Consider the following 18,529-nt stretch of genomic DNA (forward strand, 5'->3'; position numbering starts at 1 on the left):
GAGACGAGCTGACGGCAACGCAGGTTCAGTGGCAGGCCCCCACTCGCAGGGGCCGAGGCAGTTGACGGCGACGCGGGTTCGGTGGCCGGAGTTGGCGCATCGGCCGAGGCTCCAGAGGCGCGAGCTGGTGTCGGCGGGCTGACGGCGCCCGGCCGGGAGCGGAGCGCGTTCCGTTCTGTGGGCGGCCGCGAAGTCACCCGGCGCCGCTCGGCATCCGACCCCTGACGCGGAGCCCGATCCGTGCCGTGACCGACCGTGCGCTCGCCCGCTGCCGCCGCGCGCCGACAACGCTCGACCCGACACGAAGCCCGACCAGTGCCGTGCGCGTCCGCGAACTCGCCCGCTGCCGGCACCCGGAGCCTCCGCCCCGTCAGACCGACAGGCTCCGCGTGATCGCCCGGGCCGCCGCGCACAGCCGGGCCCCGATGCGGTCCACGTCCAGGCGGCGGGTGCCGCCGGTGACGGAGATCGCGGCGATCGGGCGGGAACCGCGGTCGGCGGCGTAGACGGGGGCCGCGACCGCCGAGATGCCGATCTCGGCCTCCTCCAGGTTGACGCCGTAGCCGCGGGCCCGGGTGAGCGCGAGGTCGCGGGCGAGCTGGCCGGGGAGGACCAGGGTGCGCGGGGTGAGGCGGGGCAGGGTGCGGCGCGGCGGGCGGGGGTCCTGGGCGAGGAAGACCTTGCCGGTGGCGGTGCAGTGGGCGGGGAGCCGGCCGCCGGTGCGGGAGACGATCGGGGTGGCGCGGCGGCCGGTGATCTTCTCCAGGAAGAGGGTGTCGGTGCCGTCCGGGACGGCCAGGTGCACGTTCTCGTGGGTCGCCTCGTGCAGATCGCCCAGGTAGGGCAGCGCCACGTCCCGCAACTCCCGTACGGACGGCGAGGATTGGCCGAGGACGAAGAGGGCGAGCCCGATGCGATAACTGCCGTCCGCCATGCGCTCGACCAGGCCGAGCCGGACCAGTTCGCCGATCAGCCGGTGTGCCGTCGGTTTGGGCAGGCCGGTGCGCACGGCCAGTTCGGCGAGGGAGAGCGCGGTGCCGGCGTCGCCGCAGGCGCGGAGCAGCAACACCCCGCGTGCGAGCACCGACTTCGGCAACTGCACGTCCGTCATGGACCGATGGTGGTCGCATGCGCGCACGGGTGACAAGGTGTGGGTCACGGTGAGTCGCGACCGCAATCGAAGCGGTATCTCTACGAGGTGCGCAGCGGTACGTCGACGAGCATCGGGCGCGTCAAATCGGCTACCCCGGCGACCAGTTCACGCAGGTGGTCCGCGCTCTCCGCCCGGATCGCGTCGACCCCGAAGAAACGCGCGGCCAACGTGAAGTCCAGGGCACCGAGTTCGGTGCCGGGGCAACTACCGTTGCCGCCCATCGCCTTGTAGGTGTCCTGGAGGGTGCGGTAACTGCCGTTGCCCATCACCACGAACAGCACCGGTACTTGCTGGCGCGCCGCGCTCCACAGTCCCTGGAGTCCGAAGAGCGCGCAGCCGTCCCCGAGGACCGAGACGACCGGCCGCCCCGGATCGGCGAGCGAGCGGCCGACGGCGGCGCCGATGCCCCAGCCCAGGCCGCCGCCGACGGTGTGGGTGTAGCTGCCGGGCCGGTCGAGTCGTAGCAGCCGGCGGAGCAACAGGCCCACGGTGATGGCCTCTTCGACGACCACGGCGTCCGGCGGCAGGCCGCGTGCGACGGCGTGGGCGGCGGCCCAGGGGACAAGGGGCGCCGCCGAGTAGGCGGCACGGGCGGCGGACTCGGCGCGGGCCCGTTCGGCGGTGTGCCGTTCGCCGGCGCGCAGGACGCGGGCCTTCGCGGTGTGGTCGGGGACCTGTTCGCGCAGCAGCTCGGCGAGCCGGTGCAGCGAGGGCGCGAGGGCGCCGACCAGACCCGCGTCTGCTGGGAAGTTGCGGCCGATCTCGTCGGCGTCCGAGTCGAGTTGGACGACGGTGATGCCGGGCGGCAGGGCGGGCCCGGGACTGTAGTGGTGGGGCGTGAAGGCGTGGGCGCCGACGATCAGGACGGCGTCGTAGGCCGAGAGGGCGGCCCGGATCGCGTCGTGGCGGGGCGGCAGCATCCCGGCGTAAAGGGGGTGCGTGGCCGGGAAGTTGAGGCAGTCGGCCATCGGCTGGTGGTGAACCGTCGCCCCGCAGGCCTCTGCCGTGCGGACCAGCGCGGCCACCGCGTCCTCCCGGCCCACTCCGTCCCCGGCGACGATCGCGGGACGGGCGGCGCCACCGAGCAGCACGGCGGCCCGGTCGAGTCCGGCGGCGGGTCCCGGCCGGGGCAGTGCGGTGCGGGCGGGTACCTCGACCTCGGTGTCCTCGGTCAGCAGGTCCATGGGCAGGGACAGGAACACCGGTCCGGCGGGCGGCCGCCTGGCCTGCGCGAAGGCGCGGCGCAGGGCGAGGGGCAGGTCGCGGGCGTGCTGGATGTCGTACGTCGCCTTCGCCGCAGGGCGGGCGAGGCCGAGGAGGTCGCCGGAGAGCATGGGGTCCTGCTGGAGGTGGCGGCGGTCCTGCTGGCCGGCCGTGACCACGAGCGGGGTGCGTGAACGGCGGGCGTTGAGCAGGCCGATGAGGCCGTTGGCGAGTCCGGCGGCGATGTGCAGGCTGACGAAGGCGGGGCGGCCGGTGCCGCGCGCGTAGCCGTCGGCCATGGAGACGACGGCGCCCTCGTGGACGCCGAGGACGTACTCGGGGGCGTCTTCGGTCTCCGACAGGGCTGCCAGGAACGGGAGTTCAGTGGTGCCCGGGTTGCCGAAGATCCGGTCCACGCCCTCGCCGCGCAGGATGTCGAGGAGGGCGAGGGCGGGACGGTGACCCATGGGGGCTCCTCGGGGGACGGGACCGCTGACCGGTTCGCCGGTCAGCGTCGGGGTCCCGTCCCCGCGAGGCAAGGGCAGCGTGTCGCTCAGCGATACGTCGACACGTCAGCGCGCGTCGGTGAACCGCTCGCCCTTCTCGGCCTTCTCCACGAGCAGCGCGGGCGGCGTGAACCGCTCCCCGTAGCGCTCGGCGAGCGCACGCGCGCGTGCCACGAAGCCGGGCAGGCCGCCCTCGTAGCCGTTGATGTACTGGAGCACCCCACCGGTCCAACCCGGGAAGCCGATCCCGAAGATGGACCCGATGTTGGCGTCCGCGACGGACGTCAGGACGCCCTCCTCCAGGAGCTTGACCGTGTCGAGCGCCTCCGAGAACAGCATGCGTTCCTGCATGTCCTCGAAGGGGATCTCGGCGCCCTCGCGGGTGAAGTGCTCGCGCAGGCCCGGCCACAGGCCGGCGCGCTTGCCGTCGTCGCCGTAGTCGTAGAAGCCCGCGCCGCCGCTGCGCCCGGTGCGCCCGAACTCGTCGACCATGCGGTCGATGACGGCCTCGGCGGGGTGTCCCGGCCAGGTGCCGCCCGCTTCCTCCACGGCCCTCTTGGACTCGTTGCGGATCTTGCGCGGGAGGGTGAGCGTCAACTCGTCCATGAGGGAAAGGACCTTGGCCGGGTAGCCCGCCTGCGCGGCGGCCTGTTCGATCGACGCGGGCTCGATGCCCTCGCCGACCATCGCGACGCCCTCGTTGATGAACTGGCCGATCACCCGTGAGGTGAAGAAGCCGCGCGAGTCGTTGACGACGATCGGTGTCTTCTTGATCTGCCGGACCAGGTCGAAGGCGCGCGCGAGGGCCTCGTCGCCGGTGCGCTCGCCCTTGATGATCTCGACGAGGGGCATCTTGTCGACGGGCGAGAAGAAGTGCAGCCCGATGAAGTCGGCCTGGCGCTCGACGCCTTCGGCGAGGACGGTGATGGGGAGGGTGGAGGTGTTGGAGCAGAGCAGCGCGTCGGGCTCGACGATGTGCTGGATCTCCTGGAACACCTTGTGCTTGAGGGAGGTGTCCTCGAAAACGGCCTCGATCACCGCGTCGCAGCCAGCGAGTTGCTGTGGATCGGCGGTGGCGGTGATGCGGGCGAGCAGCGCGTCGGCCTTCTCCTGGGTCGTACGACCGCGGGAGACGGCCTTGGCGCACAGCTTCTCGGAGTACGCCTTGCCCTTTGCCGCCGCCTCCGGAGTGACGTCCTTCAGGACGACGTCGATGCCCGCGCGGGCGCACGAGTAGGCGATGCCGGCGCCCATCATCCCGGCGCCGAGGACGGCGACCTTGCGGACCGGGCGGGACTCGATGCCCTTGGGGCGGTTGGCCCCGGAGTTGACGGCCTGGAGGTCGAAGAAGAACGCCTGGATCATGTTCTTCGAGGTCTGCCCGGCGGCCAGCTCGACGAAGTAGCGGGCCTCGATGAGCTGGGCGGTCTCGAAGTCGACCTGGGCGCCCTCGACGGCGGCGGCGAGGATGTTGCGCGGGGCCGGGTAGGGGGCGCCGTTGGTCTGCTTGCGCAGGCTGGCGGGGAAGGCGGGCAGGTTGGCCGCGAACTTGGGGTTGGCCGGGGTGCCGCCCGGGATGCGGTAGCCGGGCTTGTCCCAGGGCTGGGCCGACTCGGGGTTGGCGTCGATGAAGGCGCGGGCCTTGGCGATCAACTCGTCCGGGGTGGCAGCCACTTCGTGGACGAGGCCGTTGTCGAGGGCGCGCCGCGGGCTGTACTGGGTGCCCTGGAGGAGGACCTTCAGCAGGGCGTCGGTGATGCCCAGCAGGCGTACCGTGCGGACGACTCCGCCGCCTCCGGGGAGCAGGCCGAGGGTGACCTCCGGGCAGCCGATCTTCGAGCCGGGCGCGTCCAGGGCGATGCGGTGGTGGCAGGCGAGGGCGAGTTCGTAACCGCCGCCCAGGGCCGCGCCGTTGAGCGCGGCGACGACCGGCTTGCCGAGGGTCTCGATGCGGCGCAGGTTCCGCTTGATGGCGAGGCCGCCGTCGAGCAGTTCCTGCGCGGTGTCCGGGGTGACGCGGATCAGGTCGCGCAGGTCGCCGCCCGCGAAGAAGGTCTTCTTGGCGGAGGTGAAGATGATGCCCCGGATGGACTCCTGCTCGGCTTCGAGGCGGTCGGTGACCGCGGCGAGGGAGTCGCGGAAGGCCGCGTTCATGGTGTTCGCGGACTGGTCGGGGTCGTCGAGGACGAGGGTGACGACGCCGGTGTCGTCCTGTTCCCAGCGGATGGTGGTGCTCTCGGTCATGAGGGGGTTCTCCGTAGAAGTCTCTGGTCGCCGCGGAAGCCTCGGGTGGCCGCAGAATTCCCTGTCGGCCGCTGGGGAGTTCAGATGCGCTCGACGATCGTGGCGATGCCCATGCCGCCGCCGACGCACAGCGTGGCGAGGCCGTAGCGCTTGTCCTGGCGCTCCAGTTCGTCGACGAGCGTGCCGAGGATGATCGCGCCGGTGGCGCCGAGCGGGTGGCCGAGCGCGATGGCGCCGCCGTTGACGTTGACCTTGTCCAGGGACAGGCCCATGTCCCGCACGAAGCGCAGGACGACCGCCGCGAAGGCCTCGTTGATCTCGACGAGGTCGATGTCGTCGATGGTCAGGCCGGCCTTGGCGAGGGCCTTGCGGGTGGCCGGGGCGGGCCCGGTGAGCATGATGGTCGGCTCGGAGCCGGAGACTGCGGCGGAGACGATCCGCGCGCGCGGGGTGAGGCCGTAGCGCTCGCCGACCTCCTTGGAGCCGATGGCGACGAGGGAGGCGCCGTCGACGATGCCCGAGGAGTTGCCCGCGTGGTGGACGTGGTCGATCTTCTCCACCCAGTGGTACTTCTGCAGGGCCACGGCGTCGAAGCCGCCGAGTTCGCCGATGTCCGCGAAGGACGGCTTGAGCCGGGCGAGGGAGTCGGCGGTGGTGCCGGGGCGCAGGTGCTCGTCGTGGTCGAGGACGATCAGGCCGCTGCGGTCCTTCACCGGCACCACGGACCGCTCGAAGCGGCCCTCCTTCCAGGCCGTGGCCGCGCGTTCCTGCGAGAGGGCCGCGTACTCGTCCACGTCACGCCGCGAGAATCCCTCGATCGTGGCGATCAGGTCGGCGCCGATGCCCTGGGGCACGAAGTTGACGGCGAGGTTCGTCATCGGGTCGTTGAACCAGGCGCCGCCGTCCGAGGCCATCGGCACCCGGGACATCGACTCGACGCCACCGGCGAGGACGAGGTCCTCCCAGCCCGAACGCACCTTGGCGGCGGCCATGTTGACGGCCTCCAGACCCGAGGCACAGAAGCGGTTCTCCTGTACGCCGGCCACCGTGTCCGGGAGTCCGGCGGCCACGGCGGCGATCCGGGCGATGTCGGAGCCCTGGTCGCCGACCGGTCCGACGACGCCGAGCACGATGTCGTCGATCGCGGCCGGGTCCAGGTCCGGGAAACGGTCGCGGATCTCGTGGATGAGTCCGACGACCAGGTCGATGGGCTTCGTGCCGTGCAGGGATCCGTTCGCCTTGCCGCGCCCGCGCGGGGTGCGGATCGCGTCGTAGACATACGCTTCGGTGCTCACTGCCAAGCCTTTCACTGAGGGTTTTCGAGGACGTGTCGAGGTGTTCCCCGATCAGCGTCCTCAACGACGTCGGCAAGCCGGGGGACGTCCCAGTCACGGGCCACGTCCGAGGTGTCGGCGCCCGGCAGGGCGGGCCCGCCGCGCACCGAGGTGGGGGTTCCGGAGAACCGGGGTGCGGGGGCGGGCTGGGTGATCCCGCCGTGTTCGGTGAAGGTCCCGCGCGCGGCGAGGTGCGGGTGCTTCGGGGCCTCGCGGAGCGACAGCACGGGCGCCACGCACGCGTCCGTGCCCTCGAAGACGACGGTCCACTCGTCTCGCGTACGACTGCGGAAGCGGGCCGCGACCGCCTCGCGCAGCTCGCCCCAGCGCGCCCAGTCCCGGCGGGCGTCCGCGAAGTCGGCGAGGCCGAGGAGGCGCGTGAACTCGTCGTAGAACTGCGGCTCCAGGGCGCCCACCGCCATGTGCCTGCCGTCGGCGGTCTCGTAGGTGCCGTAGTACGGGCAGCCGCCGTCGAGGAGGTTGGCGGCGCGCCGGTCCTGCCAGTGGCCGGCGGAGAGCATGCCGTGGATCATCGCGGAGAGGTGGGCGGTGCCGTCGACGATGGCCGCGTCGACGACCTGGCCGGTGCCGGTCACGCGCGCGTGGTGCAGCGCGGCGAGGACGCCGACGACGAGGTAGAGCGAGCCGCCCGCGTAGTCGCCGAGCAGGTTGGCGGGCGCGGGCGGGGGCTCCTCCGGGCTGCCGATCATGCCGAGGGTGCCAGTCAGCGCGATGTACGCGATGTCGTGCCCGGCGCGGTCGGCCAGGGGGCCGTCCTGGCCCCAGCCGGTCATGCGGCCGTAGACGAGCCGGGGGTTGCGGGCGCGGCAGGCCTCGGGGCCGACGCCGAGGCGCTCGGTCACGCCGGGGCGGTTGCCCTCGATCAGGATGTCGGCGCGTTCGACCAGGTCGAGCACGCGCGCGGGGCCGTCGGATGCCTTCAGGTCGACGAGGACCGAGCGCTTGTTGCGGTTGGTGATGTCGTGCTCGGGAGGCACCCCGAGTCCGGGGCCGCCGGGCCGGTCGACGCGGACGACGTCGGCGCCGAGGTCGGCGAGGAGCATGGCCGCGAAGGGGCCGGGGCCGATCCCGGCCAGCTCGACCACGCGCACGCCGGAGAGCGGGCCGTGCCCGGGCGTCGTTGCCGCTGTCATCCAGCCCCCCAGCTGTGACACAACTGATGTAACACCAATGATGTTAGGAACGCGTTCCACTCGACACAAGACCCTGACGAGCAAGCGCTTAGTCAAAGTACCGCCGTCGACCACACCTAGCCACGGCCGTCCGCGTCCAGCTCGGCGATCAGGCGCTTCGGGGCGATCGCCCGGTAGCTCTCCTCCACCCAGTCGCACAGCAGCTCGGCGGCCGGGGCGCCCTCCTCGGCGAGCGGTATGCGCACCCAGCCCGCCTTGCCGAGGCCGTAGCCTGCGGGTTCGGCGCCGGGTGCGGTGAGCGCGTGGGTGTGGGCGGTCTCGTCCTTGAGCTTGACCGTGAGCGCGAGCGGGTAGCTGCCGTCGTCGACGCCCAGGAAGACGAACACCTTCTTGTTGACCTTCGCGACGCTCTCACCCCACGGGAACTCCTCGACGGCACCCGGCAGCCCGAGGGCGAACTCACGCACTTTCGCCCACTTCTTGAGGGCGTTCCTGGGCACGGCCACCTGATACCTCCGGGCTCGTCGTCGGGCTCCGCGCTCTTCACGCTAGCCTCAGCCACCGACAGCGGCGCGGGCTGCGGGACCCAGGAGTGTCATGAGCAGGCTGAACAGGACGGACCGTCCCTACGACATCGTGCTCTTCGGAGCCACGGGCTTCGTCGGCGCGCTCACCGCGGAGTACCTCGCCGCGCACGCGCCCCAGGGCCTGCGCTGGGCGATCGCCGGCCGCGACGAGCTGAAACTGAAGCGGCTGCGCGAACGGCTGCCCGGCGGCACGGCGGTGGGCGTCCTGCGCGCCGACGTCGCCGACCCGGCCTCCCTGCGCGAACTCGCCGAGCACGCGCGCGTGGTGGCCACGACGGTCGGCCCCTATGTGACCTACGGCGAGGATCTCGTCGCCGCCTGCGCGGACACCGGCGCCGACTATCTCGACCTCAGTGGTGAGCCGGAGTTCGTCGACCTGACGTACGTCCGTCACGACGCACGCGCGCGTGAGACCGGCGCACGGCTGGTGCACGCGGCCGGCTTCGACTCGATCCCGCACGACCTGGGGGCGTATTTCACCGTCCAGCAGTTGCCGGAGGGGGTTCCCCTGACGGTGGACGGTTTCGTGACCGCCGACGCCATGTTCTCCGGCGGTACGTTCGCCACGGCGCTGACCCAACTCGGGCGCGGCCGGCAGGTGCTGGCCGCCGCGCGGGACCGGCGGCGCCACGAACCGCGGCTGGTGGGACGCCGGGCCACCGCACCCTCCGGGGCACCGCGGTTCGCCGGGGAGGTCGGCTCCTGGGCGGTACCCCTGCCGACCATCGACCCGCAGATCGTTCAACGATCCGCGAAGGCCCTGGACCGCTACGGCCCCGACTTCCGCTACCGCCACTACGCGGCCGTACGGCACCTGCCCGTGGCGCTCGGCGGTGTCACGGCCGTCGGCGCCCTGGCCACCGCCGCTCAACTCCCGCCCGCCCGCCGCTGGTTGTCCGACCGCCTCAAGCCCGGCAACGGACCGAGCCCGGAGAAGCGCGCCAAGAGCTGGTTCTCCGTGAAGTTCGTCGGCGAGGGCGGCGGCCGACGCGTCTTCACCGAGGTCTCGGGCGGCGACCCCGGCTACGACGAGACGGCGAAGATGTTCGCGGAAGCGGCCCTCTCCCTCGCCCTCGACGAACTCCCGCCCACCGCGGGCCAGGTGACGACGGCGACCGCGCTGGGCAACGCCCTCATCGAGCGCCTGCGCGCGGCGGGCATCGTGTTCCGGGTGGCGGCGATCCGGTGAGTGTGTCGGTTCCGCGTGTCACGATGGGCGCCATGGAGACGCCGTACACCGACTGGATCACCGTCGCGGCCTACGAGAACCTGCCCGGCCGCCCCTCGCCGTGGGCGGCCACGCGCGCTTGACTGCGTGAGCGCGGCATCGACTGGATGCCCTTCGCCCAGGACGAGTTGAGCTGGGGTCTCGCCTGCGCCATCGGGCCCGACGGCCACTGGCACGGCTGGTTCGACGTCCGGGTGCGCGCCGACGCGCTGCGGCGCCTCGGACTCCATCCGGACCAGCCCACCGCCGAGGTCGTCGGCCCGTCCCCGCCGGGCTGGTGGCACGCCGACGCGGAACGCCGGGCCTCGAACTGCCGCCACTGATCCGGGAGTTCGAAGTACCCCTCGGGATGGTCTATAGTTGATCACGAGCCGGTCGCCGGAACACCCGGAGCCTGGTTACGCGTTGGTGGTCCAAGGAAAGACGTCCCGCTTCCTGCGGGGAGATGCAGGTGCAAGGCCTGCCCGGCGCTCAAGTCCGAGCCCCACACCGGTTGTTGCGGTGTGGGGCTCGTGTGTTTCCCGCCCCCGCACGCGCGCCCGGCTCACGGCCACAGCGTGTAGATCATTCCGCCGATCCAGGCGAAGCCCGCCGCCACGGACAGGGCGAGCGCGATCGTCACGGCGCGCTCGATCGGCTGGCTCGGGTGGGCAACGGGCTTCGGGGAACGGTGAGTTGTCATGCGGCACAGCCTGCCGATCACCCGGGTGCGGCCACATCCGTACAAGTACTCAGAACAGGTACTCAGAAGCGCCACGCCCCACGTACTCAGGCGGTGGCCTCCCGCAGTGCCCGCCGGCACAGCGCGTCCGCCCTGCGGGTCGTCTCCGGGAGGCGGTACTCCGGGGTCAACGCGAGGGTGTGGGCACAGGCGTTGTCGAGGGTCACCCGGTGTCCGACGGAGACGAAGACCGGTTTCACGCCCTCGCGGGTGCGCAGCGCGCGGCCGACCTCCTCGGCGTCCGCACGGAGCGGGGACGCGGAGCCGCGCGGGGCGCCCGGGTCGTCGTAGGTGAAGGTGAAGGGGTTCTTCGCGACGCCGATCGTGGGCAGGCCGGTGAGGACGCCGAGGTGGCTGGCGAGGCCGAAGCGGCGCGGGTGGGCCAGGCCGTAGCCGTCGCACACGACCAGGCCCGGCGGGCACGGCAGGGCGTCCAACGCGGCCAGCACCGTGGGGATTTCACGGAAGGCGAGCAGGCCCGGCACGTACGGGAACGAGACCGTGCCGACGGCCGTGGCCTCGGCGACGACCGTGAGGTCCGCCGCGTCCAGCACGACCGCCGCTGCCACGACCACGTCCCGCTCGTCGTCGTAGGCGACGTCGACTCCCGTGACATGCCCGGCCCTTGGCGGCGGCCCCGGTTCGTCGGTCACCACCCGCTCCCGCAACTCGTCCTGGACGGCGCGGGCCTGCTCCTCGGTCGCGGGCCAGCCCGCGGGAATGCGTACGGTCGTCATGGTGGTGCCGAGCGTACGGGGATCTTCGGCGGCGGGTGCCAACAAAATACGCCGCACTCGCCGCACCGCCCATGGCCCTCAGTCCTCCAGCCGCGCCACGCGCCCCTTCTCCCCCGCCGCCCAGCAGCCCAGGTCGGCCGCGCAGTCCACGGTGTCGTACGAGCCGGTGTCGACGGTCTTCCAGGTGCGGCCCGCGTCGGTCGTGACGTCCGTGCCCGTGGGGCCGACCGCGAGGGCTGTGGAGCGGCTGTGGGGCAGCCAGGTCACGCCGGAGCGGTAGGCGGGCGGCGGGGTCGTGGCGGGAGCCCAGGTGCGGCCGCCGTCGCCGGTGACGGCCGCCGCGAGCGGTGACGGCTGGTCGGCGTTGTAGTCGCCGCCGACCGCGAGTCCGTGCGTACGGTCGCGGAAGGCGAGCGCGAAGACACCGCGTGCGGGGTCGCCGGCCGGGATCGGCGTGTCGGTCGCCGTCCAGGTGAGGCCTCGATCGGCGGAGTGCAGGACACGCGCGCGTGCACCCCCGCCGGTGGCCAGCCAGACGTCCCGGGGCCCGGAGCTCACCAGGCACTGGCCGCTGGCCGCGAAGCCCGCCTCGCCGTCGAGCGCGGCCGGCATCCCGGTGTTGGGCAGCACCTTCCAGGAACGGCCGCCGTCGCCGGTCGACAGAATGCGGAACTTCCCGTCCACCGGGTCGCTCATCGCGAGACCGTGGCGGCTGTCGAAGAAGGTCATGCAGTCGTAGAAGGCGTTCGCGTCGGTGTTGCGGAAGGACTCCGTCCAGGTCGTCCCGCCGTCGTCGGTGCGGTAGACGCGGGACGCCTCGCCCTCGCCGATGGCCAGCACGACCGCGCGGCGCGCGTCGAACGCCTCGACGTCCCGGAACTGGAGGTCTGCCGTACCCGGCGGGGAGACGTTCCGCCAGCTGGCCCCGCCGTCGGTGGTGCGCAGCACGGTGCCCGCGGTGCCGGCCACCCACGCGGTGTTCCGGCTGACCGCCGACAGTCCCCGGAAGCGCACACCGGCGGCCCCGCTGTCCTTGAGCTCCCAGTGCGGCGCCCGGTGCGCCGTGTCCCGTGCCTGCGCCGGTACGGCGGTCAGTACGGCCAGTGCCGCCGCGCACATCACCCCGGCCGCCGCTCTCCGGTACGTACGTCCCACCCGTCGCGTGTTCCCCATGCGCCTCATGGCGGGCGAAGCTAGCCCACTCCCAGGAGGCCGTCCAGATGGCCCACGCCCGCCTTGGGCGCATATGGGCGACGGTGACAGAGGTCACTGGAAATTCATGTGCACGGATTGGCTCGTTCCGGCGTCTCTTCCAGTGCGGACCCATCCACCCGGAGGTCCGTTCCGGAGTCCTTTCGGGAGTCCTTCCGGCCGTCACCGCAGTCCGCACCGCCGTCACACAAGGGAGCAAGGCGTTGTCCATCGCAATCGAGCAGCAAGTAGAGGCCCGCCTCGTCGCCGCCGCACCGCGGATGCCGAGCATTCCCGCCACCCTGCACTACGACCGGCGCGACCCCTTCGCCGTCCGGATGACCTTCCCGGCGCCGGCCACCCTGGAGGGCGTCGAGGTCTGCTGGACCTTCGCCCGTGAACTCCTGGCGGCCGGTCTGCACGGCGCCGAGGGCCACGGCGACGTCCGGGTGCGGCCCTACGGCTTCGACCGCACCGTCCTGGAGTTCCACGCCCCCGAGGGGACCGCCGTCGTGCATGTCCGCTCGACCGAGATCCGCCGCTTCCTGCGGGCCACCGGCGAGCTGGTGCCCGCCGGTCTCGAACACCTCCAGCTCGACCTGGACCACGACCTCGCCGAGCTGATGCGGGACGCCTGCTGAGCCGACACCCCTACCCCAGCAGCGAGTTCAGCTCGCCGTAGCCCAGGCCTCCCACGACCGCGTCGTAGGTACCCGTGTCCAGCAGCTCCCGCGTGGCACGGCGGACCACGGCGTACGCGGCCAGGGCGACGCTGGAGCCCGCGCTCACGCGGGCGACGCCCAGCGCGGCCAGTTCGGCGACCGGCGGTGCGCCGGGGCCGACCAGCACATTGAGCGGACCGTCGATCCCGTCGGCGAGTTCCTTGACCGTTCCCGGTTCGACGGCCCCGGGGACGAAGATCCCGTCCGCGCCCGCGGCCCGGAAGGCGGCGGCCCGCTCCAGGGTCGCGTCCACTCCCCCGGCGCCCCGCAGAAACGTGTCGATGCGCGCGTTGACGAACAGCGCCACCCCCTCCGCGTCTGCGGCCTCCCGCGCGGCGGCGATCCGCTCGGCCTGCTCCGCGACCGGACGCAGGACGCCCTCACCGCCGTAGAGCGCGTCCTCGATGTTCACCCCCACCGCGCCCGCCGCGAGCACCGCGCGGACCGTGTCGGCGACGCCCGCCGGGTCCTTCGCGAAGCCGCTCTCGATGTCGGCGCTCACCGGCACGTTCACGGTCGAGGTGATGCGGGCGACCGCTGCCATGGACCGGTCCAGGTCCAGCCGGTCGCCGTCCGCGACGCCCAGGGCCCAGGCGAGGCCCGCGCTGGTGGTCGCCACGGCGGCGGCGCCGGCGTCCTCGACGAGGCGGGCGCTGGCGGCGTCCCAGGCGTTCGGCAGGACGAGCGGACGCCCCGGCACATGCAGCGCGCGGAAGGCCAGCGCCCGGTCACGGAGAATGTTCTGGTTCGTCATACGGCCCACTCAAGCAGCCGCCGGCGCCCGTCGGCTGGCAGGAATCCGACATCGACGTGTCGGCCGGGAGGCGCCGTTTTAATTGCGTTGACAGGCGACAGCGGCCCTCCGTAGCGTTTCTCCCGGTCCTGTTGCCGTCGATTGGAGAAGGACGTTGCTCGTCTGAGGTTCTGAGACACCGCGTCACACACCCCTGAGGTGTGTCCGTCGTGTTCGACCTCGGCGTCCGAGCCGTCCTCCGGAACAGGGCCTTCTCTCTGCCCTCCGGGACCAGCCTCCCGCCCCGCGGTGTCTCGCAACGCGTCTGCCCCGACCGCATCGAGCACCCGCGAGGCCCGCATGAGTTCTTCCGTCACCTGTACGTCCCTCTCCTTCGCCTGGTCCGACGGCACCCCCGTCCTCGAAGACCTCGACGTCGCCTTCGGCCCCGGCCGAACCGGGCTCGTCGGCGTCAACGGATCAGGGAAATCAACCCTGTTGAAGCTGATCGCGGGCGAACTCACCCCGCTCGACGGCACCGTGCGGGTCGCCGGCGAGGTCGGCCACCTCCCGCAGAACGTCACGCTCGACACCGCCCTGCGCGTCGACGAGACCCTCGACATCGCCGCGCGCCGGGCCGCCCTGCACGCCATCGAGGCCGGTGACGCGGCCGAGGAGCACTTCGAGACGCTCGGCGACGACTGGGACGTAGAGGAGCGCGCCCTGGCCACACTCGGCGAACTCGGCCTGGGACACATCGACTTGGACCGCACCATCGGCGAGGTGTCCGGCGGCGAGTCGGTCCTGCTGCGGCTGGCCGCGCTGCTGCTCGACCGGCCGGACGTCCTGCTCCTCGACGAGCCGACCAACAACCTCGACCTGTACGCACGCAAGCGGCTGTACGCGGCCGTCGCGTCCTGGCCGGGAGTGATGATCGTGGTCAGCCACGACCGCGAACTCCTGGACCTCGTCGACCAGATCGCCGATCTGCGCTCCGGCGGGATCACCTGGTACGGCGGCAACTTCTCCGCCTACGAGGAGGCCCTCGCCACCGAACAGGAGGCAGCCGAACGGATGGTGCGCGTCGCCGAGTCCGACTTCCGCAAACAGAAACGTGAACTGGTCGACGCCCAGGTCAAGTTGGCCCACCGCAGGCGGTACGGGCAGAAGATGTACGACCAGAAGCGCGAGCCGAAGATCATCATGCAGGCGCGCAGGCGGTCGGCGCAGGAGTCCGCGGGAAAGCACCGCATCATGCACGAGGAGCGGCTCACCGAGGCGAAGGAACGGCTCGACGAGGCGGTGGAGGCCGTACGGGACGACGACGAGATCCGCGTCGACCTGCCGTACACGGCCGTACCGCCGGGCCGTACGGTCCTGACCGTCCTGGACCTCGAACTCGCCTACGGCGCGCGGGTGTCCGGGGGGCTCGATCTGCGCGGGCCGGAGCGGATCGCGCTGATCGGGCGCAACGGCGCGGGCAAGACGACGCTGCTGCGCACGATCGCCGGGGAGCTGGCGCCGGTGTCGGGCGAGGCGACGGCGCATGTCCCGCTGCGGTTCCTGCCGCAGCGGCTCGACGTCCTCGACGACGACCTGACCGTGGCCGAGAACGTGGCCCGGTTCGCGCCGGCCGCCACCAACAACCGGGTCCGGGCCCGGCTCGCCCGCTTCCTGTTCCGGGGTGCCCGCGCCGACCAGAAGGCGGCGACGCTGTCCGGCGGCGAACGCTTCCGGGCCGCGCTGGCCGCGCTGATGCTGGCGGAGCCCGCCCCGCAGCTGCTGATGCTGGACGAGCCGACGAACAACCTCGACATGGCGAGCGTGCGGCAGCTCACCACGGCGCTGGAGTCGTACGAGGGCGCGCTGATCGTGGCCAGTCACGATCTGCCGTTCCTGGAGTCCGTCGGCGTCACCCGCTGGCTGCTGCTGGACGGGGAGCTGAAGACGATCACTCCGGAGGAGGTGGAACACCTGGTGTAGGAGGGGGCGGCGCATCTCAGGAGGGGCACAGCCTCACGGGAGGGGTTTTGTCGGCACGGACGGGTGACGCATGATGGCCAACCGGTGCCGCGTCGCCGGCACCGAAACGATCCCGCCGATACGGAGTCCCGCTCGTGCCCAGCCACAAGGCCCTCGTCCGCCGCCCCAGCCCGCGTCTGGCCGAAGGGCTGGTCACGCACATCGAGCGGGAGAAGGTCGACGTCGAGCAAGCCCTCGAGCAGTGGGAGGCGTACGTCCAGGCGCTGCGCACACACGGCTGGGAGACGATCGAGGTGGAGCCCGCCGACGACTTCCCCGACTCCGTGTTCGTCGAGGACACGGTCGTCATGTACAAGAACGTGGCGCTGATCACCCGTCCCGGCGCCGAGTCCCGGCGCGAGGAGACCGGCGGGGTCGAGGAGGCGGTGGCCCGGCTCGGCTGCTCGGTGAACTGGGTCTGGGAACCGGGCACCCTGGAGGGCGGCGACGTCCTCAAGGTCGACGACACGATCTACGTCGGCCGGGGCGGGCGGACGAACGCGGCCGGTGTGCAGCAGCTGCGGGCCGTGTTCGAGCCGCTCGGGGCGCGTGTGGTCGCCGTCCCCGTGAGCAAGGTGCTGCATCTGAAGTCGGCGGTCACCGCGCTGCCCGACGGCACCGTGCTCGGGCACATCCCGAAGGTGGACCGGCCCTCGCTGTTCCCGCGCTTCCTGTCGGTGCCCGAGGAGGCCGGTGCGCACGTGGTGCAGCTCGGCGGCGACAAGCTGCTGATGGCGGCGAGCGCGCCCAAGACGGCCGATCTGCTCGCCGACCTCGGCCTGGAGCCGATCGTGGTGGACATCAGCGAGTTCGAGAAACTCGAAGGCTGTGTGACGTGCCTCTCGGTCAGGCTCCGGGATCTGTACGCCTGACCGGGTGAACGGATCACCCGTTCGGCGCCGGACCTGCGGTCCTGGCGAGGTTCGGGATTCCCCGGCGACGCGGCCTGAACAGCGATCTTTACAGCGTCCTTAACCTACGGTCTCGTAACCTACGGTTTCGTAGCCTACGATTCCGTAAGTTGCACAGACCCCGGCACCGCTCGCCGGTTTGTTCAGATTTGCACCACGTCCCCCTGGAGTCCCCGTGACGATCACTTCCCCGCACCTCGGCAGCCCCGCAGTCTGGACCGACGCCAAGCTGCTGTACGCGTTGGAGGAAGTCGTCGAGACGGAGCTCAACCGGCACCTCAAGGTCACCAAGGACTGGATGCCGCACGAGTACGTGCCCTGGAGCGACGCCCGCAACTTCCCCGGCTTCTTCGAGGACGGCGAGGCCTGGGACAAGGAGCAGTCCAAGGTCACCGAGATCGGCCGCATCGCCCTCGTGGTGAACCTCCTCACCGAGGACAACCTCCCCAGCTACCACCACGAGATCGCCTCCCTGTTCGGCCGCGACGGCGCCTGGGGCACCTGGGTGCACCGCTGGACGGCGGAGGAGGGCCGGCACGGCATCGTCATGCGTGACTACCTGCTCGCCTCCCGCGCGGTCGACCCGGACAAGCTCGAAGCGTTCCGCATGCAGCACATGAGCGAGGGCTTCGAGTCGGACAACCGGCACTCGATGCTGCACTCCGTGGCCTACGTCGCCTTCCAGGAGCTCGCCACGCGCGTCTCGCACCGCAACACCGGACACCAGTCGGGCGACCCGGTCTGCGACCGCATGCTGGCCCGCATCGCGACCGACGAGAACCTCCACATGGTCTTCTACCGCAACCTCCTGAAGGCCGCGTTCGAGCTCGCCCCCGACCTCACCATGCAGGCCGTGCGCGACGTCCTCGTCAACTTCCGGATGCCCGGTCACGGCATGCCCGGCTTCGAGCGCTTCGCCGCCCAGATGGCCATCGGCGAGGTCTACAACCTGCGCATCCACCACGACGACGTCATCCAGCCCGTGCTGCGCTTCCTGAAGGTCATGGACATCGACGGTCTCGGCCCCGAGGGCCTGCGCGCCCAGGAGGAGATCGGCCTCTACATGGGCGGCCTGGACTCCGAGGCGTCCAAGTTCGACGAGAAGCTGGCGACCCGCAAGGCGCGGATGGCGGCGCGCGCGAGCGCCTGACCCGACCGGCCCCGGCCCGCCCGGCGATCTATTTGCCGGTGCGGGCGGCCGCCTTGCTGCGGCATCATGCGGCCATGCGTGAGAACAGCACGTCAGGGGCGGCCGTCGACTTCCTGCTGGGCCTGATCGACGGCGGGGACGCCGAGCGGGTGCGGCGGCGGATCGGGCTGCCGGAGCCGGAGGACGACAGGAGTGCCGAGGCACGGCGCAACGTCCTGATGTGGTCCTGGACGAGGACGCCGGTACCGGCCTCCGTGCTGCTGTGGGTGCTGGAGGAGGACGACCCGGAACTGAATCTCAGCGTCTGGCGGCACGTGTCGGCGGACAACGCGATGCGGCGTGCCATCGTCCGGGGCGTGCCGTTCGGTCCCGCCGGCGAGGGACCGTTGACTGTTGTCGGGGGCCTGGGCCGGGAGCTGGAACCGCCGGTGCCCGAGGACTTCACCCGCTTCGGCCTGGTCGGCGCCCTGCGCGAGGGCACCTCCATGCAGGCCGCGCGGACGGCCGCGTCGATGGTCCTGGGGCGCTCCGACTGGCAGGCGGTCACCGAGGCGGACCGGGACCGCCCACTGCCCGGCTACGCGCGCTGGGCCCTGGCGATACGCCCGGACTGCCCGCCCGCGCTGCGCGCGCAGTTCGGCACGCACCGCAAGTTCACCCACCGGGTCGAGCAGGCCGGAGTGCTGGACGGCCCCGCCGACTACGCGATCTCCTGGAGCCCCGCGTCACACGTGCTGAACGTGCTGTCCACAGGTCAACTGCTGTTCCCCACGCGCGTGGGCGAGGCCGAGGACGCGCTACGGCCGCTGGTGCGCGACCACTTGGCCGACCGCGAGGACGCCTGGGCGGTGCTGGCGCAGCTGATCGACACGTTCCAGGGGAACGCGGCGGAGCTGGTGGTGACGGCGGCCGCGATCGCCTGAGCCGGGCCGA

At 71.9% G+C, this 18,529-nt stretch carries 17 protein-coding genes; 7 read left to right on the plus strand and 10 right to left on the minus strand.

The window, feature by feature from the left end; translation table 11 throughout:
* Positions 1-370: 370 nt before the first annotated feature.
* The 6 genes from SSP08S_RS21685 to SSP08S_RS21710 all read right to left on the minus strand — a co-directional run bounded on the left by SSP08S_RS21685 (position 371) and on the right by SSP08S_RS21710 (position 8,100).
* On the minus strand, positions 371-1,111 hold the full coding sequence (locus SSP08S_RS21685; RefSeq protein ID WP_019069730.1) for an IclR family transcriptional regulator: 741 nt from the start codon (positions 1,109-1,111) through the stop codon (positions 371-373).
* Positions 1,112-1,191: 80 nt separating this feature from the next.
* Positions 1,192-2,823: a thiamine pyrophosphate-binding protein gene (locus SSP08S_RS21690; protein ID WP_019069731.1), complete on the minus strand. Its 1,632-nt coding sequence runs from the start codon at positions 2,821-2,823 to the stop codon at positions 1,192-1,194.
* Positions 2,824-2,928: 105 nt separating this feature from the next.
* Positions 2,929-5,106 (minus strand): 3-hydroxyacyl-CoA dehydrogenase NAD-binding domain-containing protein, encoded by a 2,178-nt coding sequence (locus SSP08S_RS21695; protein WP_019069732.1) that lies wholly within the window; start codon positions 5,104-5,106, stop codon positions 2,929-2,931.
* An 80-nt stretch (positions 5,107-5,186) separates the two neighbouring features.
* Positions 5,187-6,401, minus strand: coding sequence for an acetyl-CoA C-acetyltransferase (locus SSP08S_RS21700; RefSeq protein ID WP_019069733.1), 1,215 nt, complete (start codon positions 6,399-6,401; stop codon positions 5,187-5,189).
* Between the two features lie 11 nt (positions 6,402-6,412).
* The gene (locus SSP08S_RS21705) at positions 6,413-7,594 is read right to left on the minus strand and encodes a CaiB/BaiF CoA transferase family protein (RefSeq protein ID WP_086021989.1); all 1,182 of its coding nucleotides are present in this window, start codon (positions 7,592-7,594) and stop codon (positions 6,413-6,415) included.
* 116 nt (positions 7,595-7,710) lie between these two features.
* The gene (locus SSP08S_RS21710; protein ID WP_019069735.1) at positions 7,711-8,100 is read right to left on the minus strand and encodes an MmcQ/YjbR family DNA-binding protein; all 390 of its coding nucleotides are present in this window, start codon (positions 8,098-8,100) and stop codon (positions 7,711-7,713) included.
* A gap of 91 nt (positions 8,101-8,191) precedes the next feature.
* On the opposite strand from SSP08S_RS21710, the gene SSP08S_RS21715 reads away from it, so the two are divergent.
* Both SSP08S_RS21715 and SSP08S_RS21725 read left to right on the plus strand, forming a co-directional pair.
* On the plus strand, positions 8,192-9,370 hold the full coding sequence (locus tag SSP08S_RS21715; protein ID WP_019069736.1) for a saccharopine dehydrogenase family protein: 1,179 nt from the start codon (positions 8,192-8,194) through the stop codon (positions 9,368-9,370).
* Positions 9,371-9,516: 146 nt separating this feature from the next.
* Positions 9,517-9,732, plus strand: coding sequence for a hypothetical protein (locus SSP08S_RS21725; protein ID WP_019069738.1), 216 nt, complete (start codon positions 9,517-9,519; stop codon positions 9,730-9,732).
* 221 nt (positions 9,733-9,953) lie between these two features.
* Here SSP08S_RS21725 and mmpA read toward each other — a convergent pair whose 3' ends face one another.
* From mmpA to SSP08S_RS21740, 3 genes are all read right to left on the minus strand, one after another.
* Positions 9,954-10,091 carry a morphogenic membrane protein MmpA gene (mmpA, locus tag SSP08S_RS62400; RefSeq protein WP_162473534.1) on the minus strand — a complete coding sequence of 46 codons (138 nt, stop codon included), beginning with the start codon at positions 10,089-10,091 and terminating at the stop codon, positions 9,954-9,956.
* Positions 10,092-10,177: 86 nt separating this feature from the next.
* On the minus strand, positions 10,178-10,867 hold the full coding sequence (locus SSP08S_RS21735; protein WP_026178718.1) for an endonuclease V: 690 nt from the start codon (positions 10,865-10,867) through the stop codon (positions 10,178-10,180).
* Between the two features lie 78 nt (positions 10,868-10,945).
* Entirely contained in the window at positions 10,946-12,040 is a 1,095-nt protein-coding gene (locus SSP08S_RS21740) for a WD40/YVTN/BNR-like repeat-containing protein (protein WP_078532487.1), read from the minus strand.
* Positions 12,041-12,282: 242 nt separating this feature from the next.
* Here SSP08S_RS21740 and ssgD point away from each other — a divergent pair, with 242 nt between their 5' ends.
* The gene (gene ssgD, locus SSP08S_RS21745; RefSeq protein WP_019069742.1) at positions 12,283-12,699 is read left to right on the plus strand and encodes a spore wall synthesis regulator SsgD; all 417 of its coding nucleotides are present in this window, start codon (positions 12,283-12,285) and stop codon (positions 12,697-12,699) included.
* 10 nt (positions 12,700-12,709) lie between these two features.
* On the opposite strand, the gene SSP08S_RS21750 is transcribed toward ssgD, so the two are convergent.
* On the minus strand, positions 12,710-13,534 hold the full coding sequence (locus SSP08S_RS21750) for an isocitrate lyase/PEP mutase family protein (RefSeq protein WP_019069743.1): 825 nt from the start codon (positions 13,532-13,534) through the stop codon (positions 12,710-12,712).
* Between the two features lie 339 nt (positions 13,535-13,873).
* Here SSP08S_RS21750 and SSP08S_RS21755 point away from each other — a divergent pair, with 339 nt between their 5' ends.
* The 4 genes from SSP08S_RS21755 (at position 13,874) to SSP08S_RS21770 (ending at position 18,519) form a co-directional block, all read left to right on the plus strand.
* Positions 13,874-15,496: an ABC-F family ATP-binding cassette domain-containing protein gene (locus SSP08S_RS21755; RefSeq protein ID WP_019069744.1), complete on the plus strand. Its 1,623-nt coding sequence runs from the start codon at positions 13,874-13,876 to the stop codon at positions 15,494-15,496.
* Between the two features lie 134 nt (positions 15,497-15,630).
* A complete protein-coding gene (gene ddaH, locus SSP08S_RS21760) occupies positions 15,631-16,407 on the plus strand; it encodes a dimethylargininase (RefSeq protein ID WP_019069745.1) in 777 nt (258 codons plus the stop codon).
* A gap of 214 nt (positions 16,408-16,621) precedes the next feature.
* Positions 16,622-17,596, plus strand: coding sequence for an acyl-ACP desaturase (locus SSP08S_RS21765; RefSeq protein ID WP_019069746.1), 975 nt, complete (start codon positions 16,622-16,624; stop codon positions 17,594-17,596).
* A 74-nt stretch (positions 17,597-17,670) separates the two neighbouring features.
* Positions 17,671-18,519 carry a hypothetical protein gene (locus SSP08S_RS21770; RefSeq protein ID WP_019069747.1) on the plus strand — a complete coding sequence of 283 codons (849 nt, stop codon included), beginning with the start codon at positions 17,671-17,673 and terminating at the stop codon, positions 18,517-18,519.
* The last annotated feature ends 10 nt before the right edge of the window (positions 18,520-18,529 follow it).

This window comes from Streptomyces hokutonensis (assembly GCF_000376565.1).
In the GTDB taxonomy this organism is placed as follows: domain Bacteria; phylum Actinomycetota; class Actinomycetes; order Streptomycetales; family Streptomycetaceae; genus Streptomyces; species Streptomyces hokutonensis.